A 16,215-nucleotide genomic window follows, 5' to 3' on the forward strand; every position below is an offset into this window, starting at 1 on the left:
TTGATGCAGAACAGCATGATTGTGCCGCCAGTCGCACGGCGGCACCAGAACTCGCTAGAGATCAGCGGCGCGCGAAACGCCGGCCCATCCACAGACGGCCGCCGAAAACGTTGAGCAGCAGGCCGGCCATGACCACCGCCGCGCCAAGCCACTGGGGCAACGACAGGTCTTCGCCAAGCAAGCCATGCGCGGCCAGCAGCCCAACCACCGGCACCAGCAGCGTGAGTGGCGCAACCTGGCTGGCCGGGTAGCGTGTCAGCAACCGGCCCCACATGGTGTAGCCGAACACCGTCGCGGCAAACGCCAGGTACAGCACCGCGAACACGCCCATGCCCGAGATATGGGTCAGGCTGGCGGCGATGCGCGCCGGGCCTTCGAACCACAGCGACAGCAGTGCGAACGGCACGATCGGGATCAGTGCCGCCCACACCACCAGGCCGAGCAAGTCGACGGGGCCAATCTTCTTGCTGACAATATTGCCGGTCGCCCAGCTCGCCGCTCCGCAAAGCGTCAGCAGAAACCCGGCGGTGCTCATTCCCCCCGTACCCGTTGCAGCGCCCGAGCCGATCAGGACGAGGCCGCCCGCCGCCACCACCATGCCGGCCAGGTTATGCCAGCGCAGCGGCTCGCCCAGCCACAGCGCGGCAATGCCGACCGTGAAGAACACCTGCGACTGCAACACCAGCGACGCGAGCCCGGCCGGCATGCCGACGGCCATCGCATAGAACAGGAACGCGAACTGCCCGAGGCTGATGGTCGCCCCGTACGCCAGCAGCATGCGCAGGGGTACGCGCGGGCGCGGCACGAAGAAAATCGCCGGGAACACGACCAGGCAGAAACGCAAGGCGCCCAGCAGCATCGGCGGGACGCCCGCCAGCCCTACCTTGATGACGACGAAATTGACGCCCCAGACGCAGACGATGGCCAGGGCTAGGAGACGGTCTTTGGGTTGCATGGCGGATGGGCGTGCAGCGCGGGGGCGGATTCGGAAAGCCCCAGCGTAGCAGCGCCCCGGCCCGGGGCATTGCACGTTCTTGCGGTTTATGCGGAACGGCTAGCTCAGCATGTCGGCCCAGATGCTCTTCGCCCAGGCCAGTGCCAGATCGCCCTCGGGCGTGTTCGGCGCGGCCGACAATCCGCCCGAACCTGGCACCGTGATCATCGTCCTCTGCGCCGCATCGTAGCGATGCACGCTCGCCACATGCACGGCTTCGCGGTCGGACGTGAAGCTGTAGCAAGTATTGTTGTAGAGCGGTTCCGCGTCCGGCGTATTGCCGGAGAGCAGCGCGACGATGGCCGCCGCCGCGACCTTGCCATGCTGGTTCGCCATATGCCCCGACTTCGGCATCAGCGGCGCGATCTGGATCGCGTCGCCGAGCACGTGGATATTGGGCACGGCGAGCGATTCGAACGTGAGGAAGTCGACTTCGCACCAGCGCCCGTTGGCCGTCGCGAGCCCCGCCGACACTGCGATCGCTCCCGCACGCTGCGGCGGCAGCACGTTCAGCACATCGGCCCGCTCGTCGTCCTGCACGTCGAACTTGAGGGTGTGTGTAGCCGGATCCACGTCCACCGCGTTGTACTGCGGCCGGTACTCGACCATGCCCTTGTACTGCGTGGCCCAAACCTGGCGAAACAGTGCCGCCTTGGAGGTAATGTCCGGATTCGCATCGAGGATCAGCACCTTGCTGCGCGGTTTGTGCCGGCTGAAATAGTGCGCGACCTGGCACGCGCGCTCGTATGGGCCCGGCGGGCAGCGGTACGGCGCGAGCGGGATGCTGATGACAAAGGTCCCGCCATTGCGCATCGCTTCGAGCTGGCGGCGCAGTGCGAGCGTCTGCGGACCAGCCTTCCATGCGTGCAGGATCTGGTCGCCGCCGGGTTGCTGCAGCCCCGGCAGCGCGTCGTTCATCATATCGACGCCGGGCGAGAGCACTAGGCGGTCATAGGCCAGCGTCACGCCACCGGCGAGGCGTACGGTACGTTTGCCGGGGTCGATGGCGACGGCGCTGTCGCGCACGAGCTTCACGCCATGGCGGCGCACCAGCGCGTCGTACGGCACGGTAATGTCTTCCATGCGCCGGCTGCCGCCGATCACCAGATTGGACAGCGGACACGAGACAAAAGCCGCGTTTGGCTCGACCAGCGTGACATCGATGGCATGACCGCTCCACTCACGCAAGTAGCGCGCGGCGGTGGCACCGCCATAGCCCCCGCCAACCACCACGACCTTCGCCGGCGCGGCTGCGCGCGCGCCTAGCGTACCCAGCGCAGCGGCGCCAGCCGCCGCCTTCAGAAAGTTGCGTCGTTGCATGGCGCGCTCCTACCTGACGGCGGCGAACCACGCCGCGATGGCGGTGATCTGCTCGTCGCTGTAGCCCCTGGCGATCTGGTGCATGACGGTGGCCGGACGCGTCCCGGCCTTGAACGCCTGCATCTGGGCAACGAGTTCGGACTGGGGACGCCCGGCCAGCGCCGGAATTGGACTACCCGCAGGCGGGCGGCCCTGCGGGCCATGGCAACTGGTGCAGGCAGCGGCGTGATCGCGCGCGCGCAGTGCCGCGGAGTCCGTATCGGCCGCGGAAGCGGCGCCGCACGCAATCGGCAAGGCCAGCGCGGCCAGTGCCGCCGGCATGGGGATCCTTGACATGGTCTCGCTCCTGAGTCCGCCCGGCGGGCGGCGCGTGGCAACCGTATCACATCGCGCGCGGGCAGGTGGCGCGGAATCCTCATGAGGTCAGGCAGTCCGCGCTGACCTCTGGTCCCCATGCCGATCAGGGAAGGCTACGTCCGGGCGGCAGCGCCACAGGGGAGCTTACGGGCGAGGCGACGGGACTCGCGACAGCGCCGTTGGCGGCGGATGAACCGGCGGGCGCAGTGACCGGACCACCCACGCCCGGCACCGATTGCACCGGTGCGGGCGTACCGACGGTACCGTCGGGCGGCGGGTTCTGCGAGGTGGAGGCTTGATCCAGGCGCGCGCGCTCCGCTTCGCTGACGTAGTCAAAAGCCTTGACCACCTTGGTGACGCCGCTCGTATTGCGGGCGACTTCCGTGGCGCGGTCGCCCTCGGTCGTGGTGACGATACCCAGCAGGTAGACCACACCCTTGTCGGTCGTGACCTTGATGGAGTTCGACGGCACGCCCTCGGCGGTCATGAGCTGGGTCTTGACTGCGCTGGTCAGATAGGTGTCCTGGGTCTGCGTCATGAACGACGGCGAAGACGTGATTTCCAGTTCGTTGACGACCACGCGTGCATTCTGCAGGCCGCGCACGTACTGGTCGACCTGCTGCTTCACGTTGTCGTTCGCGGCTTCGCCAGTCAGCAGGACCTTGCGGTTGAATACGGTGACGCTCACGCGCGCCTGGCCGTTGTAGCGCGAGCTGAGGGTGCTGTCGGCCTCCATCTGCAGCCCGCGGTCCACAGTCTGCGTGGCGGTCGGGCGACGGTCGGTGGCCACCGCGACGCCGCTGGCCACGGCGCCGGCCATCACCGGGAAGCAGCCGGCGAGCTGGGTAGTGCCAACCGCTAGCACGGCGGCTGTCATTGCGATGCGGGTCAGGCGGGAGGCCTGGAAAGGCAGATTCTTCATGCTGTCCTTGCTGTAGCTGGGGTAAGTGGATCAGGCTTCGCCGAGCAATGCCTCGTCGATGCCATCGCACAGGCAATGCAGGGTGAGCAGGTGAACTTCCTGTACGCGCGCCGTCCGCTCGTTCGGCACGCACAGGTGGATATCGAATTCGTCGAGCATGGCGCCGATCTGGCCGCCGCCCTTGCCGGTCAGCGCGACCACGCTCATGTCGCGCTGGCGCGCAGCCTCGATGGCGGCGATCACGTTGCCCGAGTTGCCCGACGTGGAGAGCGCCAGCAGGATGTCGCCGGGCTGGCCCAGCGCCTCGACCTGCTTGGAGAACACCACGCTGAAGTCATAGTCATTGCCGATGGCGGTCAGGATCGAGCTGTCCGTGGTCAGCGCAATCGCCGCCAGCCCGGGCCGCTCGCGTTCGAAGCGCCCGACCAGTTCGGCGGCGAAGTGCTGGGCGTCGGCGGCGGAGCCGCCGTTGCCGCACACCAGGATTTTGTTGCCGCTGGTCAGCGCGCCGACCATGCGCTCCACCGCGGCGTCGATATACGGCGCCATCACGGCCGCGGCCTGCCGCTTGGCTTCCGCGCTGTCCAGGAATTGCTGCTGAATGCTTTCGATGCTCATCGCTCGAGGGGGCCTTGTTGTTGCTGTCGCGGCACGGGCCGCGTTACCGCGCATTATGAACCAGCGCGGCCGCCGAGCCCCACTCAGCCTGCCTCGCCGGCTGTGTCGAGATCGAACGCATGCTGCAGCCATTCGAGCCTGCCCGGCGCCAGCGCTACCACGTCGAACCGGCACGGCGGCTGCTGCGCCAGCGTAGACAGGTAGTGCTGAGCCGCCAGGACCACGCGCCGCTGCTTGGCCGGCGTCACGCTGGCCGCGGCGCCGCCAAACGCGCTCGCGCTGCGCTGGCGCACTTCTATAAATACCAGCGTGCCGTCCGGCGCGCGCATGACCAGGTCGATCTCGCCGCCTTTGCAGCGATAATTGCGCACCACGGGCTGCAGGCCGTGCCGCTGCAGGTGAGCGAGCGCGCGGTCCTCAGCCAGCGCGCCGCGTGCCTGCGTCGTGCTTTTGAATGATGGAATCAACGGAAGTTCTCATGAGTGACTGGATCTCGCTGGCGGCCGGCCAGTCGTACCCGGCCGGCACGCTGTATATCGTGGCGACTCCGATCGGCAATGTGGCGGACCTGTCGCTGCGTGCGCTGCATGTGCTGGGGCTGGCCGACGCCATCGCGTGCGAAGACACGCGCAACACGGGCCAACTGCTGTCGCGCGTGGGCCTGCAGCGCCCGCTGGTTGCCGTGCACGAGCACAACGAGCGCGAAGCGGCAGGCCGCATCGTGCAGCGCCTGGCTGCGGGCGAGCGCATTGCCTATGTGTCGGATGCCGGCACGCCGGGCATTTCCGATCCCGGCGCACGGCTGGTCGAGGCAGTGCGCGCCGCTGGCCTGCCGGTGGTGCCACTGCCCGGCCCCAGTGCCGCCGTGGCGGCGCTGTCGGTCGCCGGCGAAATGCTCGACACCGGCGCGGGCCGCTTCACCTTCGTCGGCTTCCTGCCGAGCAAACCCAAGGCACGCGGCGAGGCCATTGCCGCGCTGGCGGCGCTCGATCATGCCTGGGTCCTGTACGAAGCGCCACACCGCATCGCCGAGACACTGGCCGCGTTGGCCGCGGGCCTCCCGCCCGCGCGCCGGCTGCTGGTCGGGCGCGAACTGACCAAGCTGTTCGAGGAGACGCCGGTAATGACCGTGGCCGAGGCGCCGGCATGGCTGGCGGCCGAAGCCACGCGGGCCAAGGGCGAATTCGTGCTGGTGGTGGAAGGTGCCGCGGCGAATGCGGCCGATGACGGGGCGCCCGACGCGCAAGCACAGCGCGTGCTGTCGCTGTTGCTGGCGGAACTGCCCGCCAAGCGCGCGGCCAAGCTGGCCGCCGCGATCACTGGTGCTAGTACCGATGCGCTGTACAAGCTGGCGCTGGCGCAGCGCGGCGGGGACTGAAGGGAAGCGGAGAAAGAGGAAGGCGGGGGGACGGGCCGGGGCGCGTGGCGGCATGCGTCGGCCCGCGCCGAATCAGTGGCGCTTGCGCTTGGCCGTCGACCTGGCCTTCGCGGACGACCTGCCCTTGGTCGGCGCCAGCGAGTTGGCCAGTTCCGGCACAGCAACGTCGTCATCGCCAGCACCATCGCCGGCTTCGTTGCCACCTGCGTCAAACTGAGGGCCCAGCGCGGCGACTTCCGTGCGCGACAGCCGCCGGATTTCAACCTGCGTGGCGCCGTGGTCGACAAAGCCAAGGCGGCGCGCGGCACCATAGGACACGTCGAGCACGCGGTTGCCGTGGTACGGGCCGCGGTCGTTGATGCGCAGTACGGCGACCTTGTTGTTGCGCAGGTTGCGCACGAGCACCCAGCTATCGAGCGGCAGCGACGGATGCGCCGCGGTCATCGCGCGCATGTCGAAGCGTTCACCGTTGGCGGTCTTGCGGCCATGGAAGCCCTTGCCGTACCAGGAAGCCATGCCGCGTTGCTCGAACGAGCCCATGTCGGCGCGCAGGCCGTCCAGCGAACGGCCGCTCAGGCTGCTGTCGTCCTGATCGAGGCCAAACAGGTTCCAGCTACCGGTATCGGGCTTGTCGGCCTTGGCAATTTTGGGCGCGCGGGCAGCCTTGGTCGGCACCGCGCCAGAGGTCCCGGCATCGGCGGAGCTGCCGCCCTCGGGCGGCGTCGCACAGGCGGCCAGAACCGCGGCACATGCCGTGCATGTGCCCAGTTTTGCCAGCCGCTGCCAGCCGGAGAAGATCGGCAGAATCCAGTTCATCGCGCGAGTCTATCATCGTACAGTTCCGTCTATAGCATTGATTTTGTTACGAATTATGTGCGATCTCGCACGAATGGCCCCTCAATTCGCCGCAATCCCCCGCCTGGCAAGGGATTGCGGCCGACACAATATTTTCGGGGAATGGTGATTTAAGAGGCGCTTTTAGAGCTCGCCGCCGGCCCTTCCGCCTGCCGGCGCTACAATGCCGGCACAACCTGCCGCATGCGACCGAGCCTGTCGCGGCCCACGAAAAGACACCCATGAAAGCCCTGCTGATCCCCGTCACGCCCTTCCAGCAAAACTGTTCGCTGCTGATCGACGAGCACACCGGCAAGGCCGCCGTTTGCGATCCCGGCGGTGACCTGGACCGCATCCTGGAGGCCGTGAAGGAACAGGGTGTGACGCTGGAAAAGATCTTCCTCACGCATGGCCATGTCGACCATTGCGCGGGCGCCGCGGCGCTGTCGCGGCAACTCGGCATTCCGATCGAAGGTCCGCACGAGGACGAACGCTTCTGGATCGACCAGCTTCCCGAGCAAACCCGCCGCTTCGGCTTCGGCCAGGCCGAAGTGTTCGAACCCCAGCGCTGGTTGCAGGACGGTGATACGGTCCAGTTCGGCGGCGAGACGCTCGAGGTCTACCATTGCCCCGGCCACACGCCCGGCCACGTGGTGTTCTTCTCGCGCGCCAACCGGCTCGCCGTGGTCGGCGACGTGCTGTTCGCCGGCTCGATCGGCCGCACGGACTTTCCGCGCGGCAATCATGCGGACCTGGTCCGCTCGATCCGCACGCGCCTGTGGCCGTTGGGCGAGGACGTGACCTTCATTCCGGGCCACGGCCCGGTATCCACATTCGGCGAAGAGCGTCGCAACAACCCGTTCGTGGCCGATCACCTCATCGACGCAGCCTGAACCACAGGCCGTTTCCGCAAGCGCCATGGCAAAGCGGCAAGCTCCCGACACCCGCCCGGAGATCTACGTCAGCACCGACATCGAGGCTGACGGACCGATTCCCGGCCCGCATTCGATGCTGTCGTTCGCATCGGCCGCCATGCTCGCCGACAAGACCGTGGTCGGCACGTTCTCGGCCAACCTGGAGACTTTGCCCGGCGCGGTGGGCCATCCGGTCCAGATGCAATGGTGGGAAACGCAGCCCGAGGCCTGGACCGCCTGCCGGCGCGACCTGCAACGGCCCGAGGCAGCGATGGTCCGCTACGTCGAGTGGGTCGAAAGCCTGCCCGGCAAGCCTGTGTTCGTGGCCTTCCCGGCCGGCTTCGATTTCACGTGGATGTTCTGGTACATGATGCGCTTCGTCGGCCGCTCGCCGTTCGGCTGGGCCGCGCTGGACGTCAAGACGCTGGGGTTCGCGCTGACCGGCCTGCCTTATCGCAAGGCCGTCAAGCCGGCATTTCCGGCTGCGTGGAAGGATCCGCTGCCCCACACCCACGTGGCGCTCGACGATGCGCTGGAACAGGGCGCTCTGTTCTGCAACATGCTTGCCGAAGTCCGCGCGCGTGAAGCCCGGCTGGCTGCTGGCGAGGTCTCCGACGCAAGCGAACCTTCACCTCCGCCGGTGACGGAGTGAGCCGCTGTTTCCGCCGTATGTGCGCGGACTGGCATCTGCCGGCAGGCCGCCTATAGTAAAGATGCAGGTGGCGGCACCGGGTGAAACCTGACGACTTGCGATTCGCGGACCAGCGCAATCACGCCATCTGCCTGCGCCATCGCGTTGCCCGGCCTGCGCGGCCCCCGCCGAGGAGGTGTTGATCATGCGTATTCCTACCGACCTGCACTTCAAGGAACTGGCCGGCCGGATCCATTGGCCGCATCCCGCCGAGCGCAATGCTTCACAAATCACCCATCGACACACCTCGGATGAAGATGCCGAAGTCGCCAAGGCGACGCTATATGTGAGTACGGTTACGTTGGTCGTGCTGCTGGTGGTGCTGGCGGCAATCGCTTTCGGTCAGGAAGCTATGCACTGGTTGGGTGTTCCTTAAGACGACTCAACCTGAAGCTATCTGGTTTAGCTGACCGGGCCGGCCTCTGCCTCGGGTGGAGGCCGGTTTTGATTTTTATGCGTTGTCGTTCCGGGCGTGCGCCAGGAACAACAACGTCTTCAAGCACCCCGAGCCCCCAAATCACCCCAACAAACTGACCACCTTCTCCGGGGGCCTCCCGATCGCGGCCCGCCGGTTCCTGACCACTACCGGCCGCTGCAGCAAGATTGGATTGTCGGCGACGGCCGCCAGCAATTCGGCATCCGTGAGCCCTGGATCAGCCAGATCCAGCTCCTGATACGGCGGTTCGTTGTCCCGCATCATTTCCCGCGCCGACACCCCGAGCATGGTCTGCAGCTGCCGCAGCGTCGACAGCGAAGGCGGCGACTTCAGATACTCCACGACCTCCACCGGTTCGCCGAGGCGTTCGGCGGCGGCCTCGACCAGGGCCAGCGTTTCGCGCGATTTCGAGCAGCGAGGGTTGTGATAGATGGTGATCATGGCAGGTGTCCTTCTTGTCGAATAATCACGCACTATATACGTGCACCAGCGCTGTGCAAGCCTGCTGCCCGATGCCGGCATGCATTGTGCTGAATGGCTCGCACACTACGATTGCCAACCATGGCGGCGACACCGATTCCCATGACGATTTCCCCGATTTCCCTGCCCCCGGCGAGAGCCGGACAGCAACGCAAACCGTTCACCCTTCGCGATGCCGGCCCGGCCGACGTGCCGGCCATCCAGGCGATCTACGCTCACCACGTGCTGCACGGCCGCGCCTCGTTCGAGGAAACACCGCCCGGTGTGGACGACATGCAGTTGCGCATGGCCGAAGTCTTGCGCAAGGGACTGCCGTACTTGGTCGCGGAGCGCGATGGTGAGGTGCTCGGTTACGCCTATGCCTCGTCATACCGTGCGCGCAGTGCTTACCGGTACGCCATCGAGGACTCCATCTATATTGATCACCGCTGTGTAGGCGAAGGTCTGGGGCGAACCTTGCTGGAAGCGCTGATCGCGCGCTGCGAGACCGGGCCGTGGCGGCAGATGGTCGCGGTGGTCGCCTGCACCGCCAGCGGCGAGGGTGCTGGCTCTCTCGCCGTGCATGAGCGGCTCGGTTTCCGCACGGTCGGCCGGCTGGAAGCGGTCGGCTTCAAGCACGGGCAGTGGATCGATACGGTGCTGATGCAGCGGCCGCTTGGCGCTGGCAACGGGACGCTGGCCGAGTAGCCGTTCAGGCTGCCCGGATTGCCAGGCTCCCCGTCCACGCATTGAGCCGCTCAAAGCCGCGTGCGACGAAATCCTCGCCGCGCGCCATATTCTCCATGCGCACCACTTCGACCTGCGTGATGCCGACCGAGCCAAATACATACTGCAGGTAAGGCGTCATCATGTCGCGCTGGCTGCCCGGCCCGTCATGGAACGGTCCGCCGCACGATACCACGGCCAGCACCGGGCGGTCCGCCAGCAGGCCGACCTTGCCGGCAGGCGTACTGCGAAACGTCCGGTTGGATCGCACCACATGGTCGATCCAGGCCTTGAGCGCGGACGGCACCGTGAAGTTGTGCATCGGCGTGGAGATCAGCACGATATCTGCCGCCTCCAGTTCACCAATCAGCGTCTCGGACAACGCCAGCGCAGCATGCTCGGCGGGACCGCGGTCCGCAGCCGGCATCAGGCTTGCGCGGGCCATGGCGCCGTCGATATGAGGCACCGGGTCGGCGGCAAGGTCGCGATCGATCACCGTCACCGGCCCGTGCCGGCGTTCCAGCCACTCGATCATGCGAGCGCCGGCCTGCCGGCTATAGGAATTTTCGGCGCGCGGACTCACGCTCAGGTAAAGGAGCTTGGGCATGGTCAATCCAGAACGATGTTGAAACGCAGCGCCGAGGCGAGCAGGCCGTTGCGGTAATAGAAGCGGTGGCCAAGCACGTTGGTGAGCGGCGTATCGAGCACCAGCTTGGTGCAACCGAGCGCGCGTGCCTCATTTTTGAGCCGATCCATCAGCCGGGCGCCGTACCCACCGCTGCGCGCAGACTCGTCGGTGACGAGGTCATCGACATAGAAGTGAACGCCGTGGACCAGGTTGTCCTGCAGGCGAAAGCCCGCCAGCGCGACCGGACGACCCTCGTCCCAGACGGCCATCAGCCTGTAGCCGGCCGACTGCTGGCGGCGCCAGCGTGCGATGAGTTCGTTCACGTCAGCCAAATGAGGACGTAGCTGGCGCATCAAGCCGAAGCAGGCCGCTACATCGTCGTCATCATCAACGTAACGAATATCCTCGTTGATTTTTTCAATTGGCATATTCATCGCGCAGCTCCGATGTCGGACGTCGGCGGCGTGAACCGGTAGCCCACGGCGATACGGTTCCAGAAGTTGATGCTGGCGATCGCCGTACCGAGAAACACAAGTTCCTGTTCGGAGAACTGCTCCCGGACCTGCGCGTAGATGGCATCCCCCGGGCCATGGCCCGACAGATCGCTCAGGGCCTCCGCCCAGGCCAGCGCAGCCTGCTCCCGGTCGCTGAACACGCCTGCGTCACGCCATGCCGCGAGCAGGTCGAGCTTGCGCGGATCGACATCGAGCTTGCGGATGATGTTCAGGTGGAACTGCAGGCAGAACGCGCAGCCGTTGATCTGCGAGACGCGCAGCTTGACCAGTTCTACCAGCGCCTTGTCCAGTCCGGAGTCGGTCACGGCCTTGCTGAGCGCAGCCAGCGCGGCATAGACGGCGGGAGCGGTCTGGGTGAACTGCTGGTATTCCATGCGTGCCATGGTGTTCGCCATTGGGTCCTCCGTTGGAAGTGATAATATCAGAGCACGAACATAATATAAGAGCACTGACATTATGCGCAAGACCAAGGAAAAGACCGCATCCGTGGCAGGGAATTCCGGCGCGGAGGGCGTACCCATTCCAGCGCCCGGCGAAGGCAAGCGCGGGGAAAGCGGCTATCTGGGCTACCTGCTCCGCCAGGCCGGCGCCGCGAATCGCCTGCGTATGGAGCGAGCGCTCGCGGATCTCGGCGTGACGCCGCCGCAGTTCGTGGTGATGACGATGATCGGCGCATACCCGGGCGTGTCGAACGCCGATCTCGCGCGGCTTGCGGTGCTGACGCCGCAGACAGTCAGCTTGATCATCGGCAACCTCGAGAAGGCCAGTGTCATCGAACGCCAGCCGCATCCCGTGCATGGACGCATCCAGAACATCGCCCTGACGGAGGCAGGCAAGACGCTGCTCGCGCAATGCCGGGAGCGCGTACAGGAGAACGAGGCGCGCCTGCGCGCGGGACTCACGGACGCCGACGAGCAGGTCATCCGGCGCTGGCTGGTGGCGCTGGCCGTCGAGACGGAGTGATATCTACAAAAGAAAAGACCCGCATTGCTGCGGGCCCTCCGGACTTCGCGATGAAATGCCGAAGCCTTACGCCATCAGGTCCGACAGCGCCAGCGCCACCACCTTGGTCGCGCGGTTCAGGTCGTTGAGGCGCAGGTTCTCGTCCGAGTTGTGGCCGCGTGCTTCCATCAGCGTGCGCGGGCCGGCGCCGTACAGCACCGTCGGGATGCCGCGCTTGGTGTAGTGGCGCGCGTCGGTGTACAGCGGCACGCCTTGCACCGGGATCTCCACGCCGAACACGGACTCGGCACGGCTCTTCAGCGCGCCGATCAGCTTTTCCACGCCCGGCAGTTCCGACAGCGGCTCGGCCAGGATGATGCGCTCGACCTTCACCTCGATGCCCGGACGGTCCTTCGCGGCCTTTTCCACCACGGCGCGGATTTCGCCTTCGGCGTCAAAGCCGATTTCCTCGGGGATCATGCGGCGGTCGACGCGGAAGGTCACCAGGTCCGGCACCACGTTGGTGTTGATGCCGCCCTTGATCAGGCCCACGTTCAGCGTAGCGGTGTCGATGCCCGGCACCTTGGACTTGCGCGTGGCCAGCTCCGCGCGCAAGCCGTAGATGGCTTGCAGGATGTGCGTGGCGGCTTCGATGGCGTCGACGCCGGTGTGCGGCATGGCGGCGTGGCCTTGCTTGCCCTTGACCGTCACTTCGACGTGCAGGCAGCCGTTGTGCGACGACGTGATGCCGTACGAGAAGCCGGCCGAAATCGCGTAGTCGGCCTTGCTCAGGTTGTTGTCGAGCAGGAACTTGGGACCGATGTCGCCGCCGGTTTCCTCGTCATAGGTGAACTGCAGCTCGACCGCACCGTTGATCTTCGCGCCCTGCTTCTCGGCTTCCATCAGCGCCAGCACGGCGTAGGTGTAGGTCGCGAAGTCCGACTTCGACACCGCCACGCCGCGGCCGTACATGACCGGGCCGTGCTCGCTGTCCGCAATCTCGCCGCCGTACGGATCCTTGGTCCAGCCCAGGCCCGGAGGCACCACGTCGCCGTGGGCGTTCATGGCGATGACCGGGCCGCCCGTGCCGAATTGCTTGCGCACGACCAGGTTGGTCGCGCTGATCATGCCGGCGGCCTTCACTTGCGCTTCAGGCACCTTGTGCGCTTCGACGGTGAAGCCCAGACCTTCCAGCAGTTCCTTGGTGCGCTTGCCGTGGGCATCGCAGTCGCCCGCCGGGTTGTCGGAGGGGACCTTGACCAGCTCTGCCAGGAAGGCTTCCTGTTGCGGGCGATGCTGGTCGATGAACGTCGTCAGCGTGGTTTCGATCGGGTTCATATTGTCTCGTGCGGTCATGGCTTGTTTTCTGGGAATCTTAGTAACAGGAAGCGTTCGGGGGACAGCCTTATTGCTGCCGCTGGAAGTGCTCGACGAAATCGCTGAACACGCGCGCGGACAGTTCGGCGTCCTCGGCGGTCATGGTTTCGGTCGGGTGGTGGCTGATGCCGCCGTTGCCGCAGCGCACGAACAGCATCGCGACGTCGGCAATCGCGGCAATGGCCATGGAGTCATGGCCGGCGCCGGAGGGAAGGTGGCGCACCGGCACGCCCTGGCGGGCGACGGCGGCGGCCCATTGCTCCTGCAGCCACGAGGCGCAGGGAACACTCTTGGCTTCGTGCGTCTTGCGCACCTGCGCACGCACGTTGCGGCGTGCGCACACGCGTTCGATCTCGGCCAGTACGTCGTTCACGGCGGCTTCGCGCTCGGCGTCCTCGCCGGCGCGGATGTCGATCGAGAACACCGCGCGGCCCGGCACCGTGTTGGTCGCGCCGTTCGGCACGTTGAACTGGCCCACGGTGCCCACCAGGCCCGGCTTGCCGCCGCAGCGCTTTTCGATGTAAAGGCCGATTTCGGCACCCGCCATGGCCGCATCGCGGCGCATGTCCATCGGCACCGTGCCGGCGTGGCCGGCGAGGCCTTCGAGTTCGATGACGAAGCGGGTCGCACCCGAAATCGCGGTCACCACGCCGACTGGCAGGCCTTCATTGAGCAGTACAGGGCCCTGTTCGATATGGACTTCGATAAAGGCCAGCACTTTCTTCGGGTCGTGCGCGGCGGCGGGCAGGCCGGCCGGGTCGAAACCGGCCGCGGCCATCACTTCGCGCATGGTCTTGCCGCTGTCGTCGACGTTGTCGAGGACGTTGTTGTCGAAGGTGCCGGCAATGGCGCGGCTACCGAGCAGCGTCGCCTTGAAACGTACGCCCTCTTCTTCGGCGAAGCCGACCACCTCGATCGCGAACGGGAAGCGCTTGCCCTGGCGATTCCATTCCGCCACGCATGCGACCGGCAGGATCACGCCGAGGTTGCCGTCAAAGCGCCCGGCATCGCGCACGGTGTCGAAATGCGAACCTGTCAGCAGCGCCGGGGCGCCCGGGTCTGTGCCTTCATAGCGGCCGATCACGTTGCCGGCGGCGTCACGGCGCACGGTCATGCCGGCGGCCTGCATCCATTCGGTCAGCTGTGCGGCCGCGCCGTGGTGCGCCTCGGTCAGATAGGTGCGGGTGAGCAAGCCGGGCTGCTCGGTGTGAACGGCCAGGGCGTCGGCCCAGGTCATGATGCGCGTGCCGATGTCTGCGGACGGCGACAGGTTTGCTGCCATGCGTTGTCTCCTGCTGGAAGGGCTTGAAGCCGCGGCACGCCTGGCTGGCGAGGTGCCAGTCGGGGCTATGCCTGGTACAGGCGCCCCATGGGCCGAAGCTCTATTCTGTGCGATTCATGGTAGCACAGTGAATTCAAAAATTGCATACAAAAATGATATGCACTATATTCGGTTCCACGTTCAGACAATCCGCTGCGGACAATCCGGTCCGGACAACGGATAGCGTGGATTCCGTCCCAACAGGGGGGCAGTCCGCGGAGGTGATGTGCCGGTGACTCGGACACGAACCTGAACGGCAAGGCCGGCAGCCCATTGGCCAACGAAGCACCGGGCTGCAGGCGTTCCTGAATCAAAACGGGCAGCCCGGCGACAGGCCAGGCAACGACCCGGTACGGAGACAACCATGCAGCACGCAGTCCAGTCGCGCCCCGCCCCTGGTGGCCGCCTCCACACCCGCTTCACCCGGTCGCTGTTCGGCCAGGTGCTGATCGCCCTGGTGATCGGCACGGCGCTCGGCATGCTGTTCCCCGAATTCGCCGCCAAGCTCAAGCCGCTCGGCGATGCGTTTATCAAGCTGGTCAAGATGCTGATCGGCCCCATCGTGTTCTGCGTGGTCGTGGCCGGCATCTGCGGCGCGGGCGAGCTCAAGAAGGTCGGCCGTGTCGGCATCAAGGCGGTGGTGTACTTCGAGATCGTCACGACCATCGCGCTGGCGCTCGGCATCCTGCTGGCCTATGTCTTTCACCCGGGCACGGGCATGAACGTGGACCCCCGCTCGCTCGATGCGTCGGCCATCTCCGGCTATATCGAGAACGCCACCAAGGTGAAGAGCGAGGGCACCGCCGACTTCCTGCTCAAGCTGATCCCGAACACGATCATCGGCGCCTTCTCCAGCGGCGACGTGCTGCAGGTGCTGCTGGTCTCGGTGCTGTTCGGTTGTGCGCTGTCGCTGGTCGGAGAAAAGGCCAAGCCGCTCGTGAGCCTGATCGACACGTTCTCGCACACGCTGTTCAAGATGATGGGCTTCATCATCAAGCTGGCCCCGCTGGGCGTGCTGGGCGCTGTGGCCTTCACCGTCGGCAAGTACGGCATTGGTTCGCTCAAGCAGCTCGGCTTCCTGGTGGTGCTGTTCTACGGCGCGGTGACCATCTTCGTGCTGGTGGTGCTGGGCACCATCATGCGGCTGTGCGGCTTCTCTGTGATCAAGCTGATCCGCTACCTGCGCGCCGAACTGCTCGTGGTGCTGGGTACTGCTTCGTCGGACAGCGTTTTGCCGCAGGTGATGAAGAAGCTCGAGTTCATGGGCATCAAGAAATCCGTGGTCGGCCTCGTAATCCCGACTGGCTATTCTTTCAACCTTGACGCGTTCTCGATCTACCTGACGCTGGCCGCCGTGTTCATCGCGCAAGCTACCAACACGCCGCTGGCGATGGGCGACCTGCTCGGCATCCTGGCGGTGGCGCTGGTCACCTCCAAGGGGGCCCACGGCATCCCGGGCTCGGCCATCGTGATTCTGGCGGCGACGCTGTCGGCGCACCCGGCTATCCCGGCTATCGGCCTGGTGCTGGTGCTGTCGGTGGACTGGTTCATCGGCATTGCGCGTGCGCTCGGCAACCTGATCGGCAACTGCGTCGCCACCGTCGTCGTGGCGGCCTGGGAGAAGGACATCGACCGTGACCGCGCGCGGGACGTGCTCAACGGTGTGGTGCCGGCCACCGAGCTGGACGAAGGCCTGCCGATGGCCGACGCGGCCCACAATGCAGTGCCGGTGCCGTCCCCCGCGGCGGGGCGCTAGAATCTCGGCATTTCCCCAAACGCGCAG

Annotated in this window: 20 protein-coding genes; 7 read left to right on the forward strand and 13 right to left on the reverse strand. The window is 66.2% G+C overall.

Annotation, left to right across the window (positions count from 1 at the left end; genetic code table 11):
• Nucleotides 1-61: 61 nt before the first annotated feature.
• From K2O51_RS29755 to K2O51_RS29780, 6 genes are all read right to left on the reverse strand, one after another.
• The gene (locus K2O51_RS29755; protein ID WP_011299388.1) at nt 62-955 is read right to left on the reverse strand and encodes an O-acetylserine/cysteine exporter; all 894 of its coding nucleotides are present in this window, start codon (nt 953-955) and stop codon (nt 62-64) included.
• A 99-nt stretch (nt 956-1,054) separates the two neighbouring features.
• Nucleotides 1,055-2,314, reverse strand: a complete 1,260-nt coding sequence (locus K2O51_RS29760) for an NAD(P)/FAD-dependent oxidoreductase (protein WP_220631112.1) — start codon at nt 2,312-2,314, stop codon at nt 1,055-1,057.
• Between the two features lie 9 nt (nt 2,315-2,323).
• The gene (locus tag K2O51_RS29765) at nt 2,324-2,650 is read right to left on the reverse strand and encodes a c-type cytochrome (protein WP_220631113.1); all 327 of its coding nucleotides are present in this window, start codon (nt 2,648-2,650) and stop codon (nt 2,324-2,326) included.
• A 124-nt stretch (nt 2,651-2,774) separates the two neighbouring features.
• Nucleotides 2,775-3,548 (reverse strand): BON domain-containing protein, encoded by a 774-nt coding sequence (locus K2O51_RS29770; protein WP_425333002.1) that lies wholly within the window; start codon nt 3,546-3,548, stop codon nt 2,775-2,777.
• A gap of 75 nt (nt 3,549-3,623) precedes the next feature.
• Nucleotides 3,624-4,211: a phosphoheptose isomerase gene (locus K2O51_RS29775; RefSeq protein WP_011299392.1), complete on the reverse strand. Its 588-nt coding sequence runs from the start codon at nt 4,209-4,211 to the stop codon at nt 3,624-3,626.
• Between the two features lie 83 nt (nt 4,212-4,294).
• Nucleotides 4,295-4,678 carry a YraN family protein gene (locus tag K2O51_RS29780; RefSeq protein WP_220631115.1) on the reverse strand — a complete coding sequence of 128 codons (384 nt, stop codon included), beginning with the start codon at nt 4,676-4,678 and terminating at the stop codon, nt 4,295-4,297.
• Nucleotides 4,679-4,689: 11 nt separating this feature from the next.
• Between K2O51_RS29780 and rsmI the strand changes: the two genes are divergently transcribed.
• Nucleotides 4,690-5,589, forward strand: coding sequence for a 16S rRNA (cytidine(1402)-2'-O)-methyltransferase (gene rsmI / locus K2O51_RS29785; protein WP_011299394.1), 900 nt, complete (start codon nt 4,690-4,692; stop codon nt 5,587-5,589).
• Nucleotides 5,590-5,661: 72 nt separating this feature from the next.
• On the opposite strand, the gene K2O51_RS29790 is transcribed toward rsmI, so the two are convergent.
• Nucleotides 5,662-6,405: a septal ring lytic transglycosylase RlpA family protein gene (locus K2O51_RS29790; RefSeq protein ID WP_011299395.1), complete on the reverse strand. Its 744-nt coding sequence runs from the start codon at nt 6,403-6,405 to the stop codon at nt 5,662-5,664.
• A 260-nt stretch (nt 6,406-6,665) separates the two neighbouring features.
• Between K2O51_RS29790 and K2O51_RS29795 the strand changes: the two genes are divergently transcribed.
• The 3 genes from K2O51_RS29795 to K2O51_RS29805 all read left to right on the forward strand — a co-directional run bounded on the left by K2O51_RS29795 (nt 6,666) and on the right by K2O51_RS29805 (nt 8,404).
• A complete protein-coding gene (locus K2O51_RS29795) occupies nt 6,666-7,316 on the forward strand; it encodes an MBL fold metallo-hydrolase (protein WP_011299396.1) in 651 nt (216 codons plus the stop codon).
• A gap of 25 nt (nt 7,317-7,341) precedes the next feature.
• The gene (locus K2O51_RS29800) at nt 7,342-7,989 is read left to right on the forward strand and encodes a hypothetical protein (RefSeq protein ID WP_011299397.1); all 648 of its coding nucleotides are present in this window, start codon (nt 7,342-7,344) and stop codon (nt 7,987-7,989) included.
• Nucleotides 7,990-8,173: 184 nt separating this feature from the next.
• Entirely contained in the window at nt 8,174-8,404 is a 231-nt protein-coding gene (locus K2O51_RS29805) for a hypothetical protein (protein WP_041679736.1), read from the forward strand.
• 141 nt (nt 8,405-8,545) lie between these two features.
• Here the strand turns inward: K2O51_RS29805 and arsC are convergent, their stop codons facing one another.
• On the reverse strand, nt 8,546-8,905 hold the full coding sequence (arsC, locus tag K2O51_RS29810) for an arsenate reductase (glutaredoxin) (RefSeq protein WP_011299399.1): 360 nt from the start codon (nt 8,903-8,905) through the stop codon (nt 8,546-8,548).
• Between the two features lie 141 nt (nt 8,906-9,046).
• Between arsC and K2O51_RS29815 the strand changes: the two genes are divergently transcribed.
• Entirely contained in the window at nt 9,047-9,631 is a 585-nt protein-coding gene (locus K2O51_RS29815; RefSeq protein WP_140949210.1) for a GNAT family N-acetyltransferase, read from the forward strand.
• Nucleotides 9,632-9,635: 4 nt separating this feature from the next.
• Here the strand turns inward: K2O51_RS29815 and K2O51_RS29820 are convergent, their stop codons facing one another.
• From K2O51_RS29820 to K2O51_RS29830, 3 genes are read right to left on the reverse strand one after another with little or no spacing between them, the layout of a single operon-like run.
• Nucleotides 9,636-10,256, reverse strand: a complete 621-nt coding sequence (locus tag K2O51_RS29820; RefSeq protein WP_220631116.1) for an FMN-dependent NADH-azoreductase — start codon at nt 10,254-10,256, stop codon at nt 9,636-9,638.
• Between the two features lie 2 nt (nt 10,257-10,258).
• Nucleotides 10,259-10,705 (reverse strand): GNAT family N-acetyltransferase, encoded by a 447-nt coding sequence (locus tag K2O51_RS29825; RefSeq protein ID WP_373460818.1) that lies wholly within the window; start codon nt 10,703-10,705, stop codon nt 10,259-10,261.
• A 2-nt stretch (nt 10,706-10,707) separates the two neighbouring features.
• A complete protein-coding gene (locus tag K2O51_RS29830; protein ID WP_011299403.1) occupies nt 10,708-11,187 on the reverse strand; it encodes a carboxymuconolactone decarboxylase family protein in 480 nt (159 codons plus the stop codon).
• A 61-nt stretch (nt 11,188-11,248) separates the two neighbouring features.
• Between K2O51_RS29830 and K2O51_RS29835 the strand changes: the two genes are divergently transcribed.
• Nucleotides 11,249-11,755, forward strand: a complete 507-nt coding sequence (locus K2O51_RS29835; protein ID WP_011299404.1) for a MarR family winged helix-turn-helix transcriptional regulator — start codon at nt 11,249-11,251, stop codon at nt 11,753-11,755.
• 66 nt (nt 11,756-11,821) lie between these two features.
• Here the strand turns inward: K2O51_RS29835 and K2O51_RS29840 are convergent, their stop codons facing one another.
• Both K2O51_RS29840 and K2O51_RS29845 read right to left on the reverse strand, forming a co-directional pair.
• A complete protein-coding gene (locus K2O51_RS29840) occupies nt 11,822-13,090 on the reverse strand; it encodes a M20/M25/M40 family metallo-hydrolase (RefSeq protein ID WP_220631117.1) in 1,269 nt (422 codons plus the stop codon).
• A gap of 49 nt (nt 13,091-13,139) precedes the next feature.
• Complete coding sequence (locus K2O51_RS29845) at nt 13,140-14,393, reverse strand: allantoate amidohydrolase (RefSeq protein ID WP_011299406.1); 1,254 nt, start codon at nt 14,391-14,393, stop codon at nt 13,140-13,142.
• Nucleotides 14,394-14,796: 403 nt separating this feature from the next.
• Here K2O51_RS29845 and K2O51_RS29850 point away from each other — a divergent pair, with 403 nt between their 5' ends.
• Nucleotides 14,797-16,188: a C4-dicarboxylate transporter DctA gene (locus K2O51_RS29850; RefSeq protein ID WP_011299407.1), complete on the forward strand. Its 1,392-nt coding sequence runs from the start codon at nt 14,797-14,799 to the stop codon at nt 16,186-16,188.
• Nucleotides 16,189-16,215: the final 27 nt, after the last annotated feature.

It is taken from the genome of Cupriavidus pinatubonensis, assembly GCF_019602855.1.
GTDB lineage: Bacteria > Pseudomonadota > Gammaproteobacteria > Burkholderiales > Burkholderiaceae > Cupriavidus > Cupriavidus pinatubonensis.